The organism is Nocardia pseudobrasiliensis NBRC 108224, from assembly GCF_001613105.1.
GTDB lineage: Bacteria > Actinomycetota > Actinomycetes > Mycobacteriales > Mycobacteriaceae > Nocardia > Nocardia pseudobrasiliensis.
The window spans coordinates 26424-49529 of sequence record NZ_BDBS01000010.1 but is presented as its reverse complement, the minus strand read 5'-3'; the positions used below and the strand labels follow the sequence as shown (position 1 = coordinate 49529).

Sequence of the window (23106 nt, the reverse complement as noted above, 5' to 3'; positions counted from 1 at the left end):
ACTGTAGCCAAGGACGACGGATCGAAACGTCGGCGCGCTAGCTGCGCCGGGCGTCGCGTTCCGCGCGTTCCAGCTCGACCGCGCGACGCATGGTTTCGCGCGCCCGGCCGCGATCGCCCGCGTAGTCGTAGGCCCGGGCGGCGCGATAATTGGTGCGCCAGTTGTCCGGGTCGGCTTCCCATTCCTTTTTGACCTGCTCGAAAAGGGCGTCGGCGGCGGGCTTTTCGAGGCGGCCCGAGGGTCGGCGCGGGAGGTCGGCGGTATCGAGCTCCAGACCCTCGTCGTGAATGCGGCGGGCCAGGCGCTGATGCGACAGGGCCGCGCGAATGCTGGTGGCCACGACCCACAGCCCGACCACGGGCAGGATCAGCACGCCGATGCCCATGGCCAGGGCAGCGGGTTTGCCGGTCCCGATGAGTTCCACCGCGATCCGACCCAACAGCAGGAAGTAGAACGCCAGCGCCAGCACCAGGAAGGCGAGCAGGCCGACGGTTTTGAGGATCTGCCGATCGGGGGCGTTCACAGGTCCAGCAGCGGATCGAGACCGACGGTCAGACCGGGACGGGCGCCGATCTGCCGCACGCCCAGCAGCACACCGGGGGCGAAGGAGCTGCGATCGATCGAGTCGTGGCGGATGGTGAGGGTCTCGCCCTGGGTGCCGAACAGCACCTCCTGATGGGCGACGAGTCCGGCCAGACGTACCGAATGCACCCGCACGCCGTCGACGCTCGCGCCGCGGGCCCCGTCGAGTTCGGTGGTGGTCGCGTCCGGGCTCGGACCGACGCCCGCCTGCTTGCGCGCCTCGGCGATGATTCCGGCCGTGCGGTAGGCGGTACCCGAGGGCGCGTCGGCCTTGTTCGGGTGGTGCAGTTCGATGACCTCGACCGAATCGAACCAGCGCGCGGCCTGTTCGGCGAAGCGCATCGACAGCACCGCGCCGATCGCGAAATTCGGCGCGATCAGCACGCCGACCTCGGGCCGCTCGGCCAGCCAGCCGCGCACCTCGGCCAACCGCGCGGCGTCGAAGCCGGTGGTGCCGACCACGGCGTGGATGCCGTTTTCGACGAGCCAGTGCAGGTTCGGCATCACCACGTCGGGATGGGTGAAATCGACCACGACCTGGGTCTGATGGGCCGTGAAGACGTCCAGCGCGTCGTCCTTGTCGACCGCGGCGACCAGTTCCAGGTCCGCGGCCGCATCGACGGCCGCGCAGACGGCCTGCCCGACCTTGCCGCGCGCACCGAGCACACCCACCCGGATCGGGTTCGTGGTCACCGTCAACTCCTCACCTGCCGAACGAACTGTCGGCTGCGAGCCTATCGCCCGCACTTCAGTCGAAGACGATCACCTGCCGCAGCCCGTGCCCGGCCGCGAGCTCGTCCATGGCGTGATTGATCTCGTCGAGCCCGATCCGCGCCGATACCAGTCGCTCCACCGGCAGCCGCCCGGACCGCCACATCCGCACGTACTCGGGAATGTCGCGCGCGGGGACCGCCGAGCCGAGATAGCTGCCCACGATCGAACGTCCGCCCGCTACCAGCGCCAGCGGCGAAATACTCGCCCGCGCTTCGGGATTCGGCAGTCCGACGGTCACCGTGGTGCCGCCCGCCGCGGTCGCGGCCGCCGCGGTCTCGAAGGCGCGCACATTGCCCGCGGCCTCGACGACGGCCTCGGCCACGATTCCCCGCTCGGCCACCTCCGCGGGCGTGTACACCTGGGTCGCGCCGAGTTCGGTTGCCAGCGTCAGCTTTTCGGGCAGGGTGTCGACGGCGATGACCTCGCTGCCGAGTTCCGCGCGCAGCGACGCGGCCGCCAGCACCGCGGCCATACCCACCCCGCCGAGCCCGACCACCATGATCCGATCCCCCGGCCCCGGCTTCGCCGAATTCAGCAGCGCCCCACCGCCGGTCAGCACCGCGCAGCCGAGCACAGCCGCCACCTCCGGCGGCACATCGTCGTCGACCGGCACCACCGAGCGCCGATCGACCACGGCATGGGTCGCGAAACCCGATACACCGAGGTGGTGATGTACGGCCTGGCCGTCCCGGCTCAGCCGCCGCCCGCCGCCGAGCAGTTCGCCCGCGTTGTTGGCCACGCTGCCCGGCACACAGGGCGTCTTCCCGTCGGTGGCACAGCCCTCGCACGCACCGCAGCGCGGCAGGAAGGTCATCACCACCCGCTGCCCGACCGCCAGATCGCTACCGCCGGGCCCGATCCGCTCCACCCGACCCGCGGCCTCGTGTCCGAGCAGCATCGGCACCGGTCGCACCCGATTGCCGTCCACCACCGACAGATCCGAATGACACAGCCCCGCCGCCTCGATGCGGACCAGCAGCTCCCCCGGTCGCGGCTCGCCGAGTTCCAGCTCATCGATCACGATCGGCTCGGAATCAGCGAACGGCGCCGGATCACCGATCCGCTCCAACACGGCCCCACGAATCCTCATGCCCGCGACGCTACCTCGCGCGATCGGGCCGGTCACCCACTACGAGGAACGCGCGGTCAGCCCGGCCGTGGTGGTGACCTCGGTGGACGCGATGAGGGCGTAGGCGCGGGCCAGCTCGGCCAACGCACCGGCGGCATTGCCGGGCTGTAGGTCCGCGACCGCCCCGGCCTCCTGGGCGATGGCCTCGAACAGGCTCGCTCGGGCCGAGATCGCCGCGGGCTCGTCGCGGACGAGGACGAGCGGTGGTTCTTCGGTCGTCACGCCGGGAAGGCTAGCGCGCCGGGGCGCGACCACGCCGGAAGGCGGATACCTCGGCGAGGCAACACATTCTAATGTCCGATTTGTCCGGAACCCTTGTACTACCGACTGTAGTAAGCAATACTGAAGGCGTGGCCCTGTGTAGTAGCTCCACTACACATCGTCACAAGTTCACTACGGGAGGGTAGATGACGGTCAACGGAGACCGCCGTCCCATCATGGCCGCCGCGGCGGGAATCCTGATTCTCGCGATCGCCGGGCTGGTGGATCGGCTCCTATCGGGTGTATTCCTTTGCACTGGAATGGGATTGGGCTGGCTCAACGCCTGGCTCACCGAGGTCGCGGCGGCGCGGATCGCCGGAAATATCGAATCGGGCAGGCAACTGCTGGCCGCGAGCGCGGGGCTGCGGCTGCTCGGGATCACCGTGCTCGCACTGATCGTCGCCGTAGCGGCGCGCCCCGACGGATTCGCGATCCTGTTCGGACTGGCGGCCTTTCAGCTGCTGGCCGCGCTGCGGGTCGCGATACCGGTCCTGCGCGGTGCGCGATGACGAAAGTCGAAGTGGGACACCATGAGACGGCGCGAATATTCGGCTACAGCGTGCATGTCGACACCGTTCTCGCCACCGCGATCGCGGCCGGTGCGGTGCTCGGGCTCGCGTTCTGGCTGCGCGTCAAGCTCACCACCGGGGTCCCGAACGGCGTCCAACTGTTCTTCGAGACCGTGACGGTGCAGTTGCGCGGTCAGGTGGAAAACGCGGTGGGACTGCGACTCTCGCCGTTCGTGCTGCCCCTGGCGGTGACGCTGTTCGTATTCGTCCTTGTGTCGAACTGGTTGTCGGTGCTGCCGGTGCAATACGGCGACGGTGAACTGTTCGGACCGCCCGCCGCGGACGTCAACTTCACCTATGCGCTCGCCCTGTTCGTATTCCTCTGCTACCAGGCCGCGGGCATCGCGCGGCGCGGCCCGATCGGACATGTGAAACAGGTCCTGAAGGGGCATATGGGCTGGGGACCGATGGTGATCATCAATGTGATCGAGGAACTGGCGAAACCGCTGTCGCTGGCCCTGCGGTTGTTCGGCAACATGTTCGCGGGCGGGGTGATGATCTCGGTGATCGCGATGCTCCCGGCCTGGATCAGCTGGGGTCCCAATGCCGCCTGGAAGATATTCGACCTGTTCGTCGGCCTCATCCAGGCCTTCATCTTCGCGCTGCTGACCATCCTCTACTTCGGTCAGGCCACCGCGCGCGAAAGCCACTGAAAGGAAACAGATCATGACCGACGTAACCCATGCCACGATCGTCCAGGCGGCGGCCCTGCTCGCGGGCGGACTGATGATGGTCGGCGGCGCGATCGGCGCGGGCTATGGCAACGGGATGGCCGGTGCGGCGCTGATCAACGGCGTGTCCCGTCAGCCGGAGGCCGAGGGCAAGCTGCGCGGCAACTATCTGATGGCCGTCAGCCTGGTCGACGCCGTGTACTTCATCAATCTGACATTCATGGCGCTGTTCGCCTTCGCCACACCGGGCAAGTGACGCCATGGAGCAGAACTTCCTGATTCCCGACGCCACCTTTTTCGTCGAATTATCGATCTTCCTGTTCACGCTGGCGGTCATCCGACTGTTCGTGGTGCCGCCGATCCGGGCGGTGCTGACCGAACGCGAAGCGCGCGTGGCGAAGACAGCCGCCGACGCGGACCGGGCCAGGCAGATCTTCGCCGCGGCCGAGGACCGATATCGGTCCTCGGTCACCGAGGCCCGCGCCGAGGCGGCGCGGCTGCGCGATCGGGCCCGGACCGAGGGCCGGGCGATTCTGCTGGCCGCGCGTGAGCAGGCCCGGGAGCGATCCGACAAGATGGTGGCCGAGGCCGGGATCGAACTGCGCACGCACGCCGACCGCACCGCGGCGCGGCTGCGCGACCGGATCGACCCCTTGGCCCGCGCATTGGCGGATCGAGTGATCGGAGGCAGCGGCAGGTGAACGAGCGCGACGGTATCTACGACATCGCCTGGAACTGGCCGGTATTCCTGAGTCAGCTCATCGGCTTCGCCGTCATCGTCGGCGCACTCGTCAAATGGGTGATGCCGCCGCTGCGGGCGACGATGACACGGGCACAGCGCACGATTCACGGGCAGTTGACCGAGAGCGCGCAGGCATCGGATCGACTGGCCGCCGCCGAGCGGGCCTTCGCCGAGGCGGCCGCCACCGCCCGCGCCGAGGTGGCCGATATCCACCGCGAGGCGCGCGCGGATGCCGAACGCATCGTGGCGCAGGTCCGCGAAACCGCGGCCGCCGAGGTCGATCGGGTGCGCAGGCACGGTATGGCCCGGGTCGCGCAATTGCGGCGGCAGGTGCGCGAGGACCTCGGGCACGACCTCACCGCCGCGGTACTCGATCGGGCCGAGGCCGTGGTGCGCGACCGCCTCGACTCGCCGAAGGCCAAGTCCGACAGTATCGATCGCTTCCTGGCGGAATTGGCGGCGGCGACGCGCTAGATCGTCAATCCTGTTCCGCGCCCTCGTCCGCCTCGGCGGGCGGGGGCGCGGCCGGTACGGGGGGCCAGGGATCCGGTTTGACGTTGGCCGGTTTGAGCCGGGGATCCGGATCCCAGAAGAAGCTGGCGCCCACCCACGCCTGCGGCTTGGCGAAGTCGATCTCACCGGCGGTGAATTTGGTGCGGCGGAAGGAGATCTCGCCGAAGAAGTCGGCCCCACCGAAGGTCACCGCCCGCCCACCCAGAACGGCGTCGTCGAAGGAGACCGTGTTGTGGAATTCGGCATCGGTGAAGGCCGTCTGCACGGGCGGACCCTGACGCCAGCGATAACGCGTACCGAAGCGCGCGTTGTCGAAGCGGGTGACCCCCGCCTCGAATCGGGTGCCGATGAATTCATTGGCCGCACCGGCGAATTCGGCGTCGTTGAACAGCACCCGCGGTCCGTCGAAGGTGGTCTTCAGAAATGAGGTCCGCGCGCCGTGGAACCTGGCCGCGGTGAAGGAGGTGAGTTCGGAGAAGGTGGCCGCGTAGAAGTCGTTGGACTCGGTGAGCAGTCGTGCCTCGTCGAAGGAGGCCATGGCCTCGAAACTCGCGCCGCGGAAACTGAGCTGTGGGCCGCGGAAGACGGTTCGGGTGAATGCGACATTCGACCGGAACCGTGCCCCCTCGAATTGCACCCCGCTGCCTCGCCGCTCGGACTGCGCGGCCTCCTTCGCCGCGAATTCGGCCTGTGAGAACAGGGTCCGATCGCCCCGGAACTCCGCATAGCGGAACGAGATGTAGCGCCCGATGAACCGCGCGTACTCGAAGGTGGTCGCGCGCGATCCGGTGAACACCGCCCGCGCGAAATACGTTCGCTCCCCGGCGAATACGGCATATCGGAAGTCGGCGTCCTCCAACATCGCCCCCGCGAAGTCGAAATCCAGATCCGACCACGAGATCTCGGCCGAGGGCCGCACATGCGCCACGATGACGTCGACGATCGCCCGCCGCACCTCCCGGTCGTTCTGCCGGAATTGGTAGCGCAGTTCGACCTTCGCCTCACCCTCGCGCGTCTCGGTTCGGCTGACCAGATGATTCGCACCGGCCTCCGGTTCATAGGGCAGTCGCAGATATCCGCACAGCACGTCGATGCACTGCTGTCGCCGACTCCCGGCCTCGAATTCGTCGGCGACCCCCGCCATGGCGTAGACACCCGCGATCCGCACCGCCACATCCGGATCGCCCAATTGCTTTGCCGCCGCGCCGAACAGCTCGGCGAAGCGGCTGCGCTCGGAATCGCGTTGCCGACGATAGGCCACCACGAGGGCGACCGCGCCGCCGACCCCGGCGGCCACCGACAGCGCGATCTTGGTGAGATCCAGCTGATTCGGCGTCTCGGCCTTGGCGCCGAGCAACCACCACAGCAACCACCAGGCGAGTGCCGCGATCGCCAGACCGACGACCACCGCGAACACCACCGACACCAGCAGCGCCGAGCGCCGCACCCTCCGGCTCAGCCGGGCGCCGAACCTCCCCCGCAACCACATAGCGGCATCGTAGCCAGCATGATAGCCGGTCCGCAGTCCGACCAGCAGTTGCGTTGCCCGCCAAGATCGTTCACGCGCGGCTGCCGCGCACCCCGATACCCGCCGCGGCCAGGCACGCCAGCGCGACCACCACGACGAACCACGGGAACACCGTCCCCATCCCCCAGGTGGTGGCCGCCCAGCCCGCGAGTACGGTCGGCAGCGCCATCGCAGAATAGGCCAGCAGGTAGTAGGCCGACATGGTCTCCCCGCGCTTGTGCTGCGGCACGACATTGGAAAGATGCCGCAGCGAACCGCCGAAGCCCAGACCGAAGGTGCCGCCGAGCAGCAGACCCGCCGCGAGTACGACGATCCAATTGTGGGTCGCCAGTGCGGGAATCGTCAGTAGCAGCGCGATCGCCATACCGGTGTCACCGGCGATGGCGGCCCGGCGCGCCGGAATTCCGGTCGCGAACAGCTGGGCCAACGCCCCCGCGGTGGCGGTCGAGGCGACCACCGCGCCGCCGAACACCAGATTGTGCACCCCGGTCTTCTCCGCCGCCAGCGACGGATACAGCGACAGTAGGACGCCCAGCACCGACCAGGCCGCCATCACACCCAGCGCCGAGAACCAGAAATCGGCCCGAATCTCCTGCGGCACTGACGGTTTCGCGATCCGGATCGGTCCGGCCACCCGCGCGGTGTGCGTCTCCTCCATCGCGATGACGCCCGCGGCGATCGCCAGGCACAGCACCGTGATCACCACATAGGGCGTGCGCAGCGGATGCGGTACGTACTGCGCCAGCAGGGCCGAACCCAGAATCGCCACGGCCATACCGACATTGAAGGCCACCCCGGTCAGCTGCCCGGACCGCGCGCCGCCCTTGGGCCGCAGATCCAACAGCGCCGCCGCGCCCGCGACCACCGTCGCGCCGACCGCGATCCCGTGTAGCGCCCGCGCGAGCAGCAGCATCGCCACATTGTCGGCCAGCAGGAACACCACCAGCCCGAGCACCATGGTGGCGAATGCGCCCAGCAGCACCGGTTTGCGGCCCACCGCGTCGGAGATCCGGCCCGACACCAGGACCGCGGCCAGCGCCGCGATGGCATATACGGCGAAGACGAGCGTGGTGGTCAGCGGCGTGAAATTCCACTGCTTCTGGTAGATGCCGTACAGCGGGGCGGGCACGCCGGATACACCGAGTGCCACTCCGCTGGCGACGAGGATCAGTGCGTAAGCCCAGGGTTTGGTCGCCCGCTCGGCGGGGGCAACCGCCACAGTCGCTGTCATCGATCCCTCTCCATCAGGTAAGTTTGATTCTGATCGAACTCAACACTCCCGATTCCGGTTCGATTCCCATCAAACCGGTAGTGAGGTAGATCATGACGGATACGCACGTGATCGTCGAATCGTTTCCGGTCGGCTCGGTGCAGACGGTCCTGAGCGCACTGCAGGATCCGGTGCGCCTGGAAATGGTGCGCCGGCTCAGCAATGCCGGGGAGCCGATGCGCTGCGGGTTGCTCTACGACACCATCAACAAGTCGACCGCGACCCATCACCTCAAGACCCTGCGCGAGGCGGGCATCACCGAACGCATCGTCGCCGACGGCCACACCTACGCGCGCTTACGCACCGAAGAGGTCGACAGGGAGATTCCCGGACTGCTGGACGCGATCGTGGGCGCGGCGAACCGCGCCCACGACGGCGACTAATCCACCAGTTTGCGCACCGTGGCGGGCAGGTCCCGGGTGCGGCGATACGGTCCGGCGACCGAGACGGCGAACGGGCGCGCCAGCAGCGTGCGCGCCACCGCCGACACCTCGTCGGTGGTGACCGAGTCGATCCGGGTCAGCGTCTCGGAGATGCTGCGATGGTTGCCGTAGCTGAGTTCGCTGCGGCCGATCCGGTTCATTCGCGAACCCGAATCCTCCAGTCCCAGAACCAGTCCACCGCGCAGTGAACCCTTGGCCCGCGCGCATTCGGCGTCGGTGATGCCGTTGGCGGCCACCTCCTCGAGCACGCCGCGGGCCAGACCCACCACCTGCCCGAGGTTTTCGGGCTGGCAGCCCAGATACACCGAGAACGCGCCCGTATCGGCGAAGGTGTCGACGCCGGAGTACACCGAGTACGCCAGGCCGCGCTCCTCGCGAATGCGTTGGAACAGCCGCGAACTCAACCCGCCGCCGAGCACGGTGTTGAGCACCGACAGCGGCCAGCGCCGCTCACCCTCGTGCCGCCCGAACGCGCGCACCCCGAACACCATGTGCGCCTGTTCGCTGTCGCGACGCATCCAGTGCAGCTGCGGTGGCGTACGCATACGGAAGCGACCCTCCCGCCGGGGCGCGGGCTCCAGGGCCGTCTCCAGATGACGGGCGAAGGCGCGATACACCAATTCGACGGTGTGCTCGTGTTCGATATTGCCCGCCACCGCGACCACCATGCGATCGGGTCGATACCGTCGCACGTGGAAGCCGCGCAGTTGCGCCGCGGTCATGGATTCGATGGATTCGATGGTCCCGATCACCGGCCGTCCGACCGGATGATCGCCGAACAGCGCGGTGAGGAACGAATCCCCGACGGTGTCCTCGGGATCGTCGTCGCGCATCGAGATCTCCTCGAGTACAACCTGACGTTCCACCGCCACATCCTCGGCGCGGCACAGACCGTTGAGCACCACATCGGAGACCAGATCCACCGCCAGCGGCAGATCCTCGTCCAGCACATGGGCGTAGTAGCAGGTCTGCTCCTTGGCGGTGAACGCGTTCAGCTCACCGCCGACCGCGTCGACCGACTGCGCGATATCCAGCGCCGAGCGGGTCGGAGTCGCCTTGAACAGCAGGTGTTCCAGGAAGTGCGCGGCACCGGCCACACTCGGATGCTCGTCTCTCGAACCGACTCCCACCCATATGCCGATGGACGCGGATCGCACCCCGGGCACATGTTCGGTGACCACCCGCAGGCCGCCCGGTAGCACCGTGCGGCGCACACCGGCATCGGCCAGCGGGGCATCTGTCGCGCTCATTCGGAGAGAAGAACCCCCCTGCTCGGTGGCGACGAGCAAGGGGGCGGCTGACTTCTTCTTCGTCACACCGAGCTTTTTACTCCGCACCGGCCTCCGCCGCAGCAGTGTTGTCGGCGGATTCGCCTTCCTCTTCGACCGGGACGAGCGAGATCTTGCCGCGGTTGTCGATATCGGCGATCTCGACGCGGATCTTGTCGCCCACGTTCACCACGTCCTCGACCTTGCCGACCCGCTTGCCGTTGCCCAGCTTCGAGATGTGCACCAGGCCATCGCGTCCCGGCAGCAGTGACACAAATGCGCCGAAGGCAGTGGTCTTGACGACCGTGCCGAGGAAGCGCTCCCCGACCTTCGGCAGCTGCGGGTTGGCGATCGCGTTGATCGCATCGATCGCGGCCTGCGCGGACGGGCCGTCGGTCGCGCCCACGAAGACCGTGCCGTCGTCCTCGATGGAGATGTTGGCGCCGGTGTCCTCGGTGATCTGGTTGATGACCTTGCCCTTGGGTCCGATCACCTCGCCGATCTTGTCGACCGGGATCTTGATCGCGGTGACGCGCGGGGCGTAGGGGCTCATCTCGTCCGGGGTGGCGATGGCCTCGGCCATCACGTCCAGGATGGTCAGACGCGCGTCGCGGGCCTGGTTCAGCGCACCGGCCAGCACCTTCGACGGAATGCCGTCGAGTTTGGTGTCCAGCTGCAGCGCGGTGACGAACTCGCGGGTGCCGGCGACCTTGAAGTCCATATCGCCGAAGGCGTCCTCGGCGCCGAGGATGTCGGTCAGCGCGACGTAGCGGGTCTCTTCCTCACCCTGGTCGTTCTTGACCGCATCGGACACCAGACCCATCGCGATACCGGCGACGGGGGCCTTCAGCGGCACACCGGCGTTCAGCAGCGACAGGGTCGAGGCGCAGACCGAACCCATCGAGGTGGAACCGTTGGAGCCCAATGCCTCCGAGACCTGACGGATCGCGTAGGGGAACTCCTCCTGCGAGGGCAGCACCGGCATCAGGGCGCGCTCGGCGAGCGCGCCGTGGCCGATCTCGCGCCGCTTGGGCGAACCCACGCGGCCGGTCTCGCCGGTGGAGAACGGCGGGAAGTTGTAGTGGTGCATGTAGCGCTTGGAGGTCTCCGGGCCGAGCGAGTCGACCTGCTGGGCCATCTTCACCATGTCGAGGGTGGTGACGCCCAGGATCTGGGTCTCACCGCGCTCGAACAGCGCCGAACCGTGCGCCCGCGGCACGACCGCGACCTCGGCCGACAGCGCGCGGATATCCGCCAGGCCGCGACCGTCGATGCGGAAGCCGTCGGACAGGATGCGCTGGCGCACAAGCTTCTTGGTGACCGAGCGGAACGCCGCGCCGATCTCCTTCTCGCGGCCCTCGAAATCCTCGGCGAGGCTGGACAGCACCTCGAGCTTGATCTGGTCGATCCGCTCCTCGCGCGCCTGCTTGTCCGCGATGGACAGCGCCTCGTTCAGCGGGGCCTTCGCGGTGCCCTCGACGGCGACGTAGACGTCGTCCTCGTAGGGCAGGAAGACCGGGAACTCGCCGGTCGGCTTCGCCGCCAGCGCGGCCAGGTCCTGCTGGGCCTTGCACAGCCGCGCGATGAACGGCTTGGCGGCCTCGAGGCCCTCGGCCACAACGGTTTCCGTCGGCGCCTGCGCGCCGCCCTCGATCAGCGCGAGCACCTTGTCGGTGGCCTCGGCCTCGACCATCATGATCGCGACGTCGCCGGAGTCGACCACGCGGCCCGCGACGACCATGTCGAAGACCGCGCCCTCGAGCTGCTCGACGGTCGGGAACGCGACCCACTGGCCCTCGATCAGCGCGACGCGGACTCCGCCGACCGGACCGGAGAACGGCAGGCCCGCGATCTGGGTGGACGCCGAGGCGGCGTTGATCGCGACGACGTCGTAGAGGTCCTTCGGATCCAGGCTCATCACCGTGACGACGACCTGGATCTCGTTGCGCAGGCCGTCGACGAACGACGGGCGCAGCGGACGGTCGATCAGACGGCAGGTCAGGATCGCGTCGGTGGAGGGGCGGCCCTCGCGACGGAAGAACGAGCCGGGGATGCGACCCGCGGCGTACATGCGCTCCTCGACGTCGACCGTAAGCGGGAAGAAGTCGAACTGGTCCTTGGGCTGCTTGCCCGCGGTGGTGGCCGACAGCAGCATGGTCTCGTCGTCGAGGTAGGCCACGACCGAACCGGCGGCCTGCTTGGCCAGGCGTCCGGTCTCGAACCGGACGGTGCGGGTGCCGTAGCTCCCGTTATCGATCAGCGCGACCGATTCGAACACACCCGGCTCGACCTCGATCGCGGAGCTGGTCACTGTGTCTGACATATTTCTGTTCTCAACCTCTCGTCTCGCCGGATCCGAGCGCCATGTGGCGCGATCCGGCATTCGTCAGCCGTACCCGGCTCGGGCGCGCGGCAGCCCTCCTGGCTGTTACGCGCACACCCGACCGTTTCCCCTTGGAATCGGCGACGCGGAGGCGGTCATCGATCGAAGCCCTCCGGCGGAACACCTCTTGGCGCCGAAAGACCACTACCGAAGACCGACGCCACGAATTCGGGTGCGTACGGCCGTGTCGTCTCGTCACATGCGAACCGAAGGGGTCCGGACATGCGACCAGCCGACGGGGAGATTCTAAGCCTCCCCGCCGGCTGTCTTGCGAACTGCCCTCGGCAGCTCGTGAGTCGCGTAGCTCAGCGACGCAGTCCGAGCCGCTCGATCAGGGTGCGGTAACGCTCGATGTCCTTGGCCTGCAGGTACTTCGAGAGCCGGCGGCGACGACCGATCAGGCCCAGCAGACCGTGCCGGGTGTGGTGGTCGTGCTTGTGCACCTTGAGGTGCTCGGTCAGGTCGGCGATGCGCTTGGACAGCAGCGCGATCTGGGCCTCCGGCGAACCGGTGTCCTTCTCGTGCAGGCCGTACTCCTTGAGGATGGCCGACTTCTGTTCGGTGGTCAGAGCCACGAATGCACTCCTGTTGTTTCAGTCCGCGCTCGGAAGGCCGGAAGGTTCCGGGTGGGCGCCACCGCGGACCGCAGCAAACCCGACGAACCAGCTTACCGGAGTCCCGGCAACCCTCCGAATCGACCCCGTGCCCGTGGTCTGGATCACTCGAGGAACGGTCAGCTTTACCTGTCGCGTAATCGTCTCCGTCGCGCCGAGCTGCGAATGTTGTTGTCAGCAAGGCACTTCAGGAAAGCGAGAACGACATGCCGTACTTCCGGACCACCGACGGAACCACCCTGGCCTACGAGGAGTACGGGACCGGCCCGGCACTGGTATTCCTGGCCGGATGGTCGCTGAACACCGAGATGTGGGATCCGCAGGTCCCGTTCTTCGTCGAACAGGGCTACCGCTGCGTCCTGCTGGACCGGCGCGGCCACGGCCGCTCGGATCGCCCGGCGACCGGCTACGACCTGGACACCCGGGCCGACGACGTGGCCGCGCTGCTGGCCCACCTGGGCCTCACCGACGCGACCGTGATCGCGCATTCCGGCGGCGGCTCCGAGGCCGTGCGCTACCTGTCGCGGCACGGCCAGGACCGAGTGAGCCGACTGGTGCTGCTGGCCGCGGCGGTGCCCAAACTGCTGCAGTCCGACGATCATCCGATGGGTGTGCCGCAGTTCGCGGTGGACGCCTCGATCGCGGCGCTGCGGGCCGACCGCTCGAAGTGGATGCACGACCGCGCCCAGGGCTACTTCGCCACCCACCTCGGCAACGACGTCTCCGCGGCCCTGATCGACACCGAGATCCGACGCTGCCTGTCGACCACGCACTACGCCGCGGTGGAGATCCAGAAGAACATCGCCTACACCGATCTGCGCGCCGAACTGCCCGGAATCACCATCCCGGTCCTGCTCATCCACGGCCACCACGATCAGTCCATCCCGATCGAGCCGACCAGCCGCGTCGCGGTGAACCTGTTCCCCAACGCGACGCTGAAGGAACTGCCCACCGCGGGCCACGGGCTGTATGTGACCCACGCGGCGGAGATCAATCAGGACATCCTGGAGTTCACGAAGAACTGAGCACCTTGCGGGTGTACTCGACATCGCGATTCATCGCCTTGATCAGGTCGTCGACGGATGCGAACTTGCGCTGACCGCGCACATGCTCGACGAAGTCGACGGCCACGTACTGCCCGTACAGGTCGATGTCGGCATCGAGGACGTACGCCTCGACGGTGCGTGAGCGACCGGAGAAGGTCGGATTGGTACCCACCGACACCGCGGCCATCGCCCGCTTGCCGGGCATGGTCGTGCCGACGGTCGCGCCCGGGCTGAGCACGGTGAACCAGCAGGCGTACACCCCATCGGCCGGAATCGCCGCATGCATGGGCGGTGCGATGTTCGCGGTGGGAAAGCCCAGTTCACGACCCCGCTTATCGCCGTGCACCACGACACCCTCGACCCGGTGCGGGCGGCCCAGGGCATCGGCGGCCGCGGCCATGTCACCGGCGTCGACGCAGGCCCGAATGTAGGTGGAGGAGAACGTGACCGCGTGCTCGCCGACCAGCTTCACCCCGTCGACCTCGAAACCGAAGCGGGATCCCAGTTCCCGCATGGTCTCCACGGTGCCCGCGGCCTTCTTGCCGAAGGTGAAGTTGTCGCCGATCACGACCTCGGTCACATGCAACTTCTCCACCAGCAGATCGTGGACGTACCGGCCGGGGGTCAGCTTCATGAAGTCATGAGTGAAGGGCATGACGCAGAACACGTCGATGCCGAGCTCCTCCACCAGCTCCGCGCGCCGGGTCAGGGTGCTCAGCTGCGCGGGATGCGAACCGGGCCGGACCACCTCCATCGGGTGCGGATCGAATGTCATCAGAACCGAGGGAACCCCGCGCACCGCAGCGGATTTCACGGCGCGGCTGATGAGCTGGGCGTGTCCGCGGTGCACGCCGTCGAACACCCCGATCGTCAGCACGCACCGGCCCCAGTCCGGGGGCATCTCCTCGAGACTTCGCCATCTCTGCACACCCGGAAGCCTACGCAAAGCGGGTCACGGACAGCATTCGGCGGTGCCGATGTTCACAGCACGGTAGGGACGGGATTCGCGGTTGGTCATATCCACGTCACCCCGGTGGGGGCCGCGCGCGCCGATGTGGGAAAGCGACGCAGGTATGCCTAAGCTCGTGACGTGCCCGGAAAACGAGACATCGCCACCCGACGCGAGTTGGTCGACCCCTCCGCGCCACACGAATCCAACGGCACGACCGTCGCCCCGGTGCTGTCGTCCGTCGCGCAGGACTACCTGAAAGTGATCTGGACCGCGCAGGAGTGGTCGCAGGAGAAGGTGTCCACCAAACTGCTCGCCGAACGCATCGGCGTCTCGGCGTCGACGGTGTCGGAGGCCGTGCGCAAGCTGGCCGACCAGGGTCTGGTCCAGCACGCCCGCTACGGATCGATCACGCTGACCGAGAACGGCCGCCGCGCCGCGATCGCGATGGTCCGCAGGCACCGGCTGATCGAGACGTTCCTGGTCAACGAGCTCGGCTACGGCTGGGACGAGGTGCACGACGAGGCCGAGGTGCTCGAGCACGCGGTCTCGGAAACCCTGATGGATCGCATCGACGCCAAACTCGGCCACCCCGACCGCGATCCGCACGGCGACCCCATCCCGTCGGTCGACGGCGCGGTTCCGGCCCCCTCGGCCCGCCAGCTCAGCGGCTTCGAAGCGGGCGAATCCGGCCGCGTGGCCCGCATCGCCGACTTCGATCCGGCCATGCTGCGCTACTTCGATTCGGTGGGCATCGCGCTCGATACGCCCATCACGGTGGTGGAGCGCCGGGACTTCGCCGGAACCATCGCGATTCGCATCGGTGACCGCACGATCGACCTGGGAAGCCCTGCGGCGGAAGCCATCTGGCTCACGCACTGATCAGCGACGGGGCAGGAAGACTGCGGCGAGAAAGACCGCCAGCGGTATCGCCAGCACGACGACCAATCCAACAGGCCAGTCCAAGACGCTCACGACGCCACTGCATCCGGCTCGTCGCTCAGCCTCTCGGCCAGCTCGGCCCGGGCATACAACTCCAGATACACACCGGGGCCATCATCGGGGTCGTCGCCATAGTCGTAGACCTCCAACACCCCGCCGTCGAACTCGAAAAGCCTTGTCGGCCAACGCCTGTCCATCCCGGGCCCCTACTCGATTGTCGGTGGGCAATCGAACACCCTTGGCTCGCCTCACGCTAGAGACCGCTTCTCGGCCTGCGCTATGAGATTTCTCGAAATTTCTCAAGGTCGTTCGATCCATTGACCAGCGGCGCTGTCGTCCCGCAGCATTGATATGCGAGAAACAAGGCGAAACATATCGAGCTGGGAGGCCGCGATGCGCTTGGAGTTCCTCGGCAAGAACACGAACGAAGGTCAGTCACCCACCTTGTACGCCTCGGACAGGCAGACGTACGTAGTCCAAGGCTGGAAGACGGACCGAGACGGCCAGATCGAAATACCGCACCGGCTGCTTGAATTTTTGGAGCCGGGTACCTGTCTCGGGACCATCCTGCACGATAGTGGGCATGGCACGTTCACCCTGTCGGGTGAACTGGTCACCGACCCGGAAGCACTGGAACAGATGGGACTTCCCGCACACGAGGCGGGCGTGGAAGTTCCAGTAGGACAGGAGATTCGACCGGATGCAGCTCCACTACGGTGAAGATATGGCACGACTGTTTCGTGCCGACTGGCGTGTGGCCGTCCACCTGGAACTTCAGGACACCTACACGACGCCGAAGGAGGACGAACCGTTCCGCAAGTTCCTGGCTGGAGAACCTGACGATTTTGCGTGGTTCTCCAACTGGTCGCATCTGATCCGAGATCTCACCGGCAGTGGCCGAGTGATGCGGCGCGTCCGTGTCGTGACCGTGCCCCACACCGACTACGCCCGGTGGGCATTGACCGTCGCGGCCCGTAATGTAGAGGCCGGAGAGGACGTTCGATATCTGCCACGGCACATGATCGACCCGGGATTGTTGTCCGGGGATGATTGGTGGATCTTCGATGAAGATCTCGTCGCCTTCAGCGTGTTCACCCCGACAGGCGCGGGGGCAGGATTGGCGACCACAACCGACCCGGTCATCGCGGCGCATATCCGCGCGGTCCGGGATCGAGTGTGGTCGGTGGCGATTCCGTACGCCGACTACGTTGCGGTTCCTGCGGACCGGTGACCCACGCCGTACAACAAGCTCGGGAGGCTCTTGGTGGCCGTCTCCGGGACATACGCAAAGATGCCGGACTGACCGCCCGGGCTATTGCCCGCGCGGTCGGCTGGGTACCGTCCAAAGTCTCGAAACTCGAGCGAGGGCAACAAACTCCCACCGACAGCGATATTCGGATCTGGTGCCGGGAGTGCGGTGCTGACGATCAGGTGGTCGATCTGGTCGCGTCGCTGCGGAACATCGAAGCTGCATACCTCGAATGGCGACAAATGAGCCTACCTCATCGACAACGCCAGTCGATTACTTGGGAGGCCGATACCAAGCTGATGCGCTGGTATGAGCCGTTTGTCGTGCCTGGATTGCTTCAAACACCCGAATACGCTGAAGCGATCCTCGGTCGGATGCAAGACTTCTACCGCGGCTCCCGTGACGACCTTGCGGCGGGATTGGCCGCCCGCATCGAACGACAACAGGTTTTGTACCGGGGCGACCACCGGTTTCATTTCGTCCTTGCCGAGCAGGTCCTGCACACCACTGTTGGTGACCACAACGTCATGGTCGGGCAGTTGGACCGGCTCCTCATCGCGATGAGCCTGCCTCGCGTCGTGATCGGCATCATCCCTGCACACACGGAATACACTGTGCCCCTGTCGAACTTCTGCATGTTCGACCAGAAAAGAGTACTGGTGGAGACGATTACCGCTGAATTGACGATTACTCAGCCCCGCGAACTCGTGCTGTACGAGAAGACGTTTCAGGCCCTCGCAAAACAGGCCGCGAAGGGTGATGCGGCGCGAAGGTTGATCCGTGGGGCTCTCGACACAAGGGCGGAACAGCTCAATCGCTGATCAGGTCAGCAGTTGCACACCGCCAAAGAGGAGACGAGACCATGTGTTTGCGACTTCTGGGCAAGGGTGGGTCGGGTACGGATGACTGTCCTGCCGTATACGCCACCGACGACGGCGGATACCTACTCGTCGGCTGGCGGACGGATCGGGTCGATACCATCGAGATCCCCCATCTCCTATTGGGATTCGTGGAGTCTCGAATGTTCGTCGGCGCACCGATGACGGATACCGGCCGAGGTACGTTCACCCTGTCCGGTCGACCGGTCACCGACGCCGAAACCCTCGCCGAGCTGAAGATGGAAGACTATGAGGCAGCGGTCGCGGTTCCGAAGATCGAAAGGACGCATTTCGGTGGAGTTCCGGCAGACTCGAGAAATCTTGCGGCAGTGTCGAACTGATGCCTTTCGCCTCGAGGTTCGAGACTCCTATGGGGTTCCTGCCGAACAGGAACCACTACAGCGGTTTCTGAAAAACGAGCCATTCGATACCCGAGGATGGTTTCAGGATTGGTACGATTTCGTGCGGGAATTGACGTCCCGGGGCGTGGCTATGAGCCGCATCCGCGTGGTCACCGTGCCGCATACCGACTATCAACGCTGGGTGCTTACCGTGACGGCGTTGAACGTCGAGGCCGGTGAAGATATTCGGTACCTACCACGAAATCTCGCTGGCGACATACCGTCAGACGATTGGTGGCTCATCGACAACGAACGAGTTGCATACACGCTCTCCGATCACGAAGGCAGAGCCATCGGCGGTGTAGGGGTTACCACTGATCCGAACATCCTCTCCTACTGTCGAAGTGAACGCGAACGACTCTGGTCTTCGGGAGAACCGTACAGCGAATACGCGTACAGCCGGTGAGTAGTTCGGCTCGAGAAGGGCGGGAGGCTCTCGGCAAGCGTCTGCGCGAAATTCGGCGACGAGCTGGGATAACGGGCCGGGAGCTTTCCCGTCGTGAGGGTTGGCACGAGTCCAAGGTCTCCAAGATCGAGTATGGGAGGCTTCGTGCGTCAGACGCGGAAGTCCGAGCCTACTGCCGACACGCCGGAGCCGAAGATCAGCTCGCGGACTTGCTGGCGACAGTGCACAGTATCGACAGCGCATACATCGAATGGCGCAGGCATCTCAGCCCTGATCGGAGAACAAGCGCTCTACACCACAGTAGGAAACGACGAGATCATGATCGGCCAGCTCGACCGATTGTTGTCGGCCGGAAGCCTGCCTCGGGTGGCTTTTGGGGTGATCCCCGCGACTGCGGCAGCGCGGGTGTTGTTCAACAATTTTGTCATGTACGACAACCGACTGGTCACCGAAGAAGGTAGCACTGCGAAACTGACGATTACGCAACCACGAGAGATCGCGTTGTACGGCCGCGCATTCGATACGCTGGCCGGACAGTCGGTAACCGGCGATTCAGCACGCAGACTTATCCGCAAGGCACTCGCGATACGGACTGGTTAGTCAGCCGCCCATGATGTCGGCAGCCCGCTTGGCGATCGCCGTGCCGACCTCCGTCGTGGCGCTCGTGCCGCCGAGATCCGGGGTGCGGATCACACCTTCGGCGAGTACCTCGCACACCGCCCGATCCACTGCGGCTGCGGCCGTACGCTCCCCCAGATGCTCCAACAACATCGCGCCCGCCAGGATTTGGGCGGCCGGGTTGGCGATGCCCTGCCCCGCGATATCCGGTGCGCTGCCGTGCACCGCCTCGAACATCGAGGGTGCGTCGCGGTTCGGATTGATATTGCCCGAGGGCGCGAGGCCCAGTCCGCCCGTGACCGCCGCCGCCAGATCGGAGAGGATGTCGCCGAACAGATTCGAGCCGACGATCACATCGAGCCGATCGGGATGCAGGACAATCTCTGCGGCCAAAGCGTCGACATGCATCTGGCGTGTGGTCACGTCCGGATACTCGGCGGCAATGCGCTCGAAAACGCTGTCCCAGTACGGCATCGAGTGAATGAGCCCGTTCGATTTCGTCGCCGAGCACAGCCTGCCGTCGCGCTCTCGGGCCCGCTCGAAGGCGTAGCGGATGATGCGCTCGCAGCCGACGCGGGTGAACACCGATTCCTGCAGCACGAATTCCTCGGGGCGGCCGGGATTGTGGATACCGCCGATCTCGGAGTACTCGCCCTCGGAATTCTCCCGCACGATCAGAATGTCCAGATCCTCGGCGGTGCGGTCGCTCAGCGCCGAACGGGTGCCGGGCAGCAGCCGCACCGGCCGCAGATTCACATACTGACCGAAGGCGCGCCGCAGCGGAATCAGCAAGCCCCACAGCGAGATATGGTCCGCAACGCCGGGAAAGCCCACCGCCCCCAGCAGGATCGCGTCGAATCCGGCCAGTCGCCGCGCGCCGTCCGGCGGCATCATCGCGCCGGTACGCAGATACTGCTCACAGGACCAGTCGAATTCGGTCCAGGCGATATCCGGCAGTACCGCGTCGAGCACCTTGACCGCCTCCGCGGTCACATCCACCCCGATACCGTCGCCGGGAATCGTCGCGATCGAATAGGTCACAGTGCTACTCCGATGTACTTTAGCTCCAGGAATTCATCAATACCGACCAATCCGCCCTCACGACCGAGTCCGGACTCCTTCACCCCGCCGAACGGCGCGGCCGGATTGGACACCACGCCCTGATTCAGTCCGACCATGCCGGATTCGAGCGCCTCGCACACCCGCAGGCCGCGCCGCAGCCCCTCGGTGTACACATAACCGACCAGGCCGTAAGGGGTGTCGTTGGCGCGGGTGACGACCTCGTCCTCGGTATCGAACGGCGTCAGCGCCGCCACGGGACCGAAGATCTCGGTGTGGCACATCCGGGCGGAATCGGGCACATCCACCAGAACCGTTGCGGGATAGAAGTTTCCGGGGCCGTCGACGGATTCGCCACCGGTCAGCACCCGCGCCCCGCGCTCCCGCGCGTCGGCCACCAGTTCGGTCACCTTCGCCACCGCGTCGCCGTCGATCAGCGGGCCGACCACCACATCGGCCTCGGTGCCGCGCCCCATCGGCAGCGCCGCCATCCGCTCGGCCAGCCGCCGGGCGAATTCGTCGATCACCGCGCGCTGCACGAAGATTCGATTCGCCGCGGTACACGCCTGCCCGATATTGCGCATCTTCGCCGCCAGCGCCCCCTCGATCGCCGCGTCCAGATCCGCGTCGTCGAACACGATGAACGGGGCGTTGCCGCCGAGTTCCATCGAGGTCCGCATGACGGTGCGCGCGCACTGTTCCAGCAGCTTCTTACCCACCGCCGTGGATCCGGTGAACGACAGCTTGCGCGAACGCTCGTCGAGAATCATCGGCGTCATCAGCGCGCCCGGATCGGAGGTGGTGACGACGTTCACCACACCCGCGGGCACCCCGGATTCGTGCAGGATCCGCGCGAGCGCGAGGGTGCACAGCGGCGTCTGCTCGGCGGGTTTGACCACGCAGGTGCAGCCCGCGGCCAGCGCCGGGCCGATCTTGCGGGTGGCCATGGCCATCGGGAAGTTCCAGGGCGTGATGAGCAGGCTCGGCCCCACCGGCTGCCGGGCCACCAGGAAGCGCGAATTACCGCCGGGCGCGGGCATATAGCCGCCGTCCAGCCGCACCGCCTCCTCGGCGAACCAGCGAAAGAACTCTGCGGCATAGGCGATCTCACCGCGCGCCTCGGCCAGCGGCTTACCCATCTCGAGGGTCGCGATCAGCGCCAGCCGGTCCACATCCTCGAGCAGCGCGCGATGGGCGCGCATGAGGATGTCGCCGCGTTCGCGCGGCGAGGTGCGGGCCCAGTCGCGCTGCGCGTCCGCCGCGGCGGCGAGTGCGGCGAGACCGTCGGCGGGCCCGGCGTCGGCGACCCGGCACAGCACCTGTCCGGTCGCCGGATCCAGGACCGGCATGGTCGTCGCGGTCTCGCGCCACTCGCCGCCGATGTACAACCCGGCCGGCACACTGTCGATGGCGGTCTGTTCGAGCCGATTCAGGCTCGTGTCGGTCTGCGTCACCGCGCGCTCCTCACCATTGCTGCGACCCTGCTCGCCATGTTATGCATATTGTCGACAATCCGACAATAGACAATCCTCGGGTGCCCGGGAGGCGGTACACCATGACGGCACTTTCCCCCGTTCTCAAGCAGGCCACTCCGATCACCGTCGAGTACGGCGAGGGCTGCTATCTCCACGCCACCGACGGTCGTCGATATCTCGACTTCACCGCCGGTATCGGCGTCACCAGCACCGGTCACTGCCATCCGAAGGTGGTCGAGGCGGCGCGCGCCCAGGTAGGCAGCCTGATTCACGGTCAGTACACGACCGTCATGCACAAACCGATGCTCGAACTCGTCGAACGCCTCGGCACGGTCCTGCCCGCGGGGCTGGATTCGCTGTTCTTCGCCAACTCCGGCAGCGAGGCGGTGGAGGCCGCGCTGCGACTGGTGCGCCAGGCCACCGGACGGCCGAATGTCGTGGTGTTCCACGGTGGTTTCCACGGCCGCACGGTCGCGGCGGCGACCATGACGACCTCGGGTACCCGATTCTCGGCCGGGTTCAGCCCGCTGATGGCCGGTGTGCACGTCGCACCCTTCCCGACCGCCTACCGCTACGGCTGGAGCGAGGAGCAGGCCACCGATTTCGCGCTGCGCGAACTGGATTACCTGCTCACCACGCTCACCTCGCCCGCGGAGACCGCGGCGTTCATCGTCGAGCCCGTACTCGGCGAGGGCGGCTACATCCCCGGCAACACCCGCTTCTTCCAGGGTCTGCGCGAACGCGCCGACCGGCACGGCATCCTGCTGGTCTTCGACGAGATCCAGACCGGCTTCGGGCGCACCGGAAAGTTCTTCGGCCATCAGCATTTCGACGTGCGGCCGGATGTCGTCACGATCGCCAAGGGCCTGGCGAGCGGCTTCCCGATCTCGGGCATCGCCGCCCCGCGGGAGCTGATGGCAAAGGCGTGGCCGGGTTCGCAGGGCGGCACCTACGGCGGCAATGCCGTCGCCTGCGCCGCCGCGCTCGCGACGCTCGAGGTCATCGAATCCGAGGGTCTGGTCGACAATGCCGCCGAGCGCGGTCGCCAGCTGCTGGCCGGGGTGCGCGACCGCGCCACCAAGGCGATCGGCGATGTACGCGGCCTGGGCCTGCTCGTCGGGGCCGAATTCACCACGGCCACCGGCGAACCCGATACCGCGACCGCGGCGGCCGCCCAGAGGCTGGCGGTGGACAAGGGCATGCTGCTGCTCACCTGCGGCGCCCATATGAATGTGGTTCGCATGATCCCCCCGCTGATCGTCACCGCCGACCAGATCGAGGAGGCGCTGACCATCTGGTCCGCCGTCCTCGACGAATTGTGACCCGAGACAGGAGC

At 66.7% G+C, this 23106-nt stretch carries 28 protein-coding genes and 1 pseudogene; 16 read left to right on the top strand and 13 right to left on the bottom strand.

Annotation, left to right across the window (positions count from 1 at the left end):
• Positions 1-37: 37 nt before the first annotated feature.
• From NP4_RS11245 to NP4_RS11230, 4 genes are read right to left on the bottom strand one after another with little or no spacing between them, the layout of a single operon-like run.
• Positions 38-523, bottom strand: a complete 486-nt coding sequence (locus tag NP4_RS11245) for a hypothetical protein (RefSeq protein ID WP_067996145.1) — start codon at positions 521-523, stop codon at positions 38-40.
• The gene (gene dapB / locus NP4_RS11240) at positions 520-1275 is read right to left on the bottom strand and encodes a 4-hydroxy-tetrahydrodipicolinate reductase (RefSeq protein WP_245998043.1); all 756 of its coding nucleotides are present in this window, start codon (positions 1273-1275) and stop codon (positions 520-522) included. Before dapB ends, NP4_RS11245 begins: the two co-directional genes overlap by 4 nt.
• Before the next feature lie 55 nt (positions 1276-1330).
• Positions 1331-2446 carry an alcohol dehydrogenase catalytic domain-containing protein gene (locus NP4_RS11235; RefSeq protein WP_067996142.1) on the bottom strand — a complete coding sequence of 372 codons (1116 nt, stop codon included), beginning with the start codon at positions 2444-2446 and terminating at the stop codon, positions 1331-1333.
• Between the two features lie 39 nt (positions 2447-2485).
• Complete coding sequence (locus NP4_RS11230) at positions 2486-2707, bottom strand: hypothetical protein (protein ID WP_067996139.1); 222 nt, start codon at positions 2705-2707, stop codon at positions 2486-2488.
• A 185-nt stretch (positions 2708-2892) separates the two neighbouring features.
• Here NP4_RS11230 and NP4_RS11225 point away from each other — a divergent pair, with 185 nt between their 5' ends.
• The 5 genes from NP4_RS11225 to NP4_RS11205 are packed head-to-tail and all read left to right on the top strand — an operon-like array spanning position 2893 to position 5202.
• The gene (locus tag NP4_RS11225; protein WP_067996136.1) at positions 2893-3255 is read left to right on the top strand and encodes a hypothetical protein; all 363 of its coding nucleotides are present in this window, start codon (positions 2893-2895) and stop codon (positions 3253-3255) included.
• Complete coding sequence (gene atpB, locus NP4_RS11220) at positions 3252-3968, top strand: F0F1 ATP synthase subunit A (RefSeq protein ID WP_067996133.1); 717 nt, start codon at positions 3252-3254, stop codon at positions 3966-3968. The genes NP4_RS11225 and atpB overlap by 4 nt, the downstream gene beginning before the upstream one ends.
• Before the next feature lie 13 nt (positions 3969-3981).
• Positions 3982-4242, top strand: coding sequence for an ATP synthase F0 subunit C (gene atpE / locus NP4_RS11215; RefSeq protein WP_067996131.1), 261 nt, complete (start codon positions 3982-3984; stop codon positions 4240-4242).
• Positions 4243-4246: 4 nt separating this feature from the next.
• A complete protein-coding gene (gene atpF, locus NP4_RS11210; protein ID WP_067996128.1) occupies positions 4247-4687 on the top strand; it encodes a F0F1 ATP synthase subunit B in 441 nt (146 codons plus the stop codon).
• Entirely contained in the window at positions 4684-5202 is a 519-nt protein-coding gene (locus NP4_RS11205; protein ID WP_067996126.1) for a F0F1 ATP synthase subunit B family protein, read from the top strand. The genes atpF and NP4_RS11205 overlap by 4 nt, the downstream gene beginning before the upstream one ends.
• A 4-nt stretch (positions 5203-5206) precedes the next feature.
• On the opposite strand, the gene NP4_RS11200 is transcribed toward NP4_RS11205, so the two are convergent.
• Both NP4_RS11200 and NP4_RS11195 read right to left on the bottom strand, forming a co-directional pair.
• Positions 5207-6730 carry a pentapeptide repeat-containing protein gene (locus NP4_RS11200; RefSeq protein WP_067996122.1) on the bottom strand — a complete coding sequence of 508 codons (1524 nt, stop codon included), beginning with the start codon at positions 6728-6730 and terminating at the stop codon, positions 5207-5209.
• A 70-nt stretch (positions 6731-6800) separates the two neighbouring features.
• Positions 6801-8000: an MFS transporter gene (locus NP4_RS11195; protein ID WP_067996119.1), complete on the bottom strand. Its 1200-nt coding sequence runs from the start codon at positions 7998-8000 to the stop codon at positions 6801-6803.
• 92 nt (positions 8001-8092) lie between these two features.
• Here NP4_RS11195 and NP4_RS11190 point away from each other — a divergent pair, with 92 nt between their 5' ends.
• Entirely contained in the window at positions 8093-8422 is a 330-nt protein-coding gene (locus tag NP4_RS11190) for an ArsR/SmtB family transcription factor (protein WP_067996116.1), read from the top strand.
• Here the strand turns inward: NP4_RS11190 and NP4_RS11185 are convergent.
• From NP4_RS11185 to rpsO, 3 genes are all read right to left on the bottom strand, one after another.
• Positions 8419-9732: a M16 family metallopeptidase gene (locus tag NP4_RS11185; RefSeq protein ID WP_067996112.1), complete on the bottom strand. Its 1314-nt coding sequence runs from the start codon at positions 9730-9732 to the stop codon at positions 8419-8421. The two genes, NP4_RS11190 and NP4_RS11185, sit on opposite strands and share 4 nt — an antisense overlap.
• Positions 9733-9808: 76 nt before the next feature.
• Positions 9809-12073: a polyribonucleotide nucleotidyltransferase gene (locus NP4_RS11180; protein ID WP_067996109.1), complete on the bottom strand. Its 2265-nt coding sequence runs from the start codon at positions 12071-12073 to the stop codon at positions 9809-9811.
• A 365-nt stretch (positions 12074-12438) separates the two neighbouring features.
• A complete protein-coding gene (gene rpsO, locus NP4_RS11175) occupies positions 12439-12708 on the bottom strand; it encodes a 30S ribosomal protein S15 (RefSeq protein WP_062505505.1) in 270 nt (89 codons plus the stop codon).
• A gap of 245 nt (positions 12709-12953) precedes the next feature.
• Here rpsO and NP4_RS11170 point away from each other — a divergent pair, with 245 nt between their 5' ends.
• Positions 12954-13772, top strand: a complete 819-nt coding sequence (locus NP4_RS11170; protein WP_067996106.1) for an alpha/beta fold hydrolase — start codon at positions 12954-12956, stop codon at positions 13770-13772.
• On the opposite strand, the gene NP4_RS11165 is transcribed toward NP4_RS11170, so the two are convergent.
• On the bottom strand, positions 13759-14721 hold the full coding sequence (locus NP4_RS11165) for a bifunctional riboflavin kinase/FAD synthetase (RefSeq protein WP_062505509.1): 963 nt from the start codon (positions 14719-14721) through the stop codon (positions 13759-13761). The two genes, NP4_RS11170 and NP4_RS11165, sit on opposite strands and share 14 nt — an antisense overlap.
• 198 nt (positions 14722-14919) lie before the next feature.
• Between NP4_RS11165 and NP4_RS11160 the strand changes: the two genes are divergently transcribed.
• The gene (locus NP4_RS11160; protein ID WP_067996768.1) at positions 14920-15624 is read left to right on the top strand and encodes a metal-dependent transcriptional regulator; all 705 of its coding nucleotides are present in this window, start codon (positions 14920-14922) and stop codon (positions 15622-15624) included.
• 89 nt (positions 15625-15713) lie between these two features.
• On the opposite strand, the gene NP4_RS40845 is transcribed toward NP4_RS11160, so the two are convergent.
• Positions 15714-15881: a hypothetical protein gene (locus NP4_RS40845; protein ID WP_156524904.1), complete on the bottom strand. Its 168-nt coding sequence runs from the start codon at positions 15879-15881 to the stop codon at positions 15714-15716.
• A 196-nt stretch (positions 15882-16077) separates the two neighbouring features.
• On the opposite strand from NP4_RS40845, the gene NP4_RS11155 reads away from it, so the two are divergent.
• The 7 genes and pseudogenes from NP4_RS11155 to NP4_RS11135 all read left to right on the top strand — a co-directional run bounded on the left by NP4_RS11155 (position 16078) and on the right by NP4_RS11135 (position 19218).
• Positions 16078-16404, top strand: a complete 327-nt coding sequence (locus NP4_RS11155; RefSeq protein ID WP_067996103.1) for a hypothetical protein — start codon at positions 16078-16080, stop codon at positions 16402-16404.
• A complete protein-coding gene (locus NP4_RS11150) occupies positions 16385-16915 on the top strand; it encodes a DUF6879 family protein (RefSeq protein WP_067996101.1) in 531 nt (176 codons plus the stop codon). The genes NP4_RS11155 and NP4_RS11150 overlap by 20 nt, the downstream gene beginning before the upstream one ends.
• Positions 16912-17754: a helix-turn-helix domain-containing protein gene (locus tag NP4_RS11145; RefSeq protein WP_082875761.1), complete on the top strand. Its 843-nt coding sequence runs from the start codon at positions 16912-16914 to the stop codon at positions 17752-17754. Before NP4_RS11150 ends, NP4_RS11145 begins: the two co-directional genes overlap by 4 nt.
• 200 nt (positions 17755-17954) lie before the next feature.
• Entirely contained in the window at positions 17955-18152 is a 198-nt protein-coding gene (locus NP4_RS42535; protein WP_245998046.1) for a hypothetical protein, read from the top strand.
• On the top strand, positions 18106-18618 hold the full coding sequence (locus NP4_RS39840) for a DUF6879 family protein (protein ID WP_245998049.1): 513 nt from the start codon (positions 18106-18108) through the stop codon (positions 18616-18618). Before NP4_RS42535 ends, NP4_RS39840 begins: the two co-directional genes overlap by 47 nt.
• Positions 18615-18773 (top strand): annotated as a pseudogene (locus NP4_RS42530) (helix-turn-helix domain-containing protein); the annotation flags it as partial. The gene NP4_RS39840 and the pseudogene NP4_RS42530, both read left to right, overlap by 4 nt.
• The gene (locus NP4_RS11135) at positions 18751-19218 is read left to right on the top strand and encodes a Scr1 family TA system antitoxin-like transcriptional regulator (protein ID WP_067996094.1); all 468 of its coding nucleotides are present in this window, start codon (positions 18751-18753) and stop codon (positions 19216-19218) included. The pseudogene NP4_RS42530 and the gene NP4_RS11135, both read left to right, overlap by 23 nt.
• Here NP4_RS11135 and NP4_RS11130 read toward each other — a convergent pair whose 3' ends face one another.
• The gene (locus NP4_RS11130; RefSeq protein WP_067996090.1) at positions 19219-20277 is read right to left on the bottom strand and encodes a tartrate dehydrogenase; all 1059 of its coding nucleotides are present in this window, start codon (positions 20275-20277) and stop codon (positions 19219-19221) included. It abuts the gene before it with no gap.
• Complete coding sequence (locus NP4_RS11125) at positions 20274-21644, bottom strand: NAD-dependent succinate-semialdehyde dehydrogenase (protein WP_245998132.1); 1371 nt, start codon at positions 21642-21644, stop codon at positions 20274-20276. The genes NP4_RS11130 and NP4_RS11125 overlap by 4 nt, the downstream gene beginning before the upstream one ends.
• A gap of 206 nt (positions 21645-21850) precedes the next feature.
• On the opposite strand from NP4_RS11125, the gene NP4_RS11120 reads away from it, so the two are divergent.
• Positions 21851-23092 carry an aspartate aminotransferase family protein gene (locus NP4_RS11120; RefSeq protein ID WP_067996087.1) on the top strand — a complete coding sequence of 414 codons (1242 nt, stop codon included), beginning with the start codon at positions 21851-21853 and terminating at the stop codon, positions 23090-23092.
• The last annotated feature ends 14 nt before the right edge of the window (positions 23093-23106 follow it).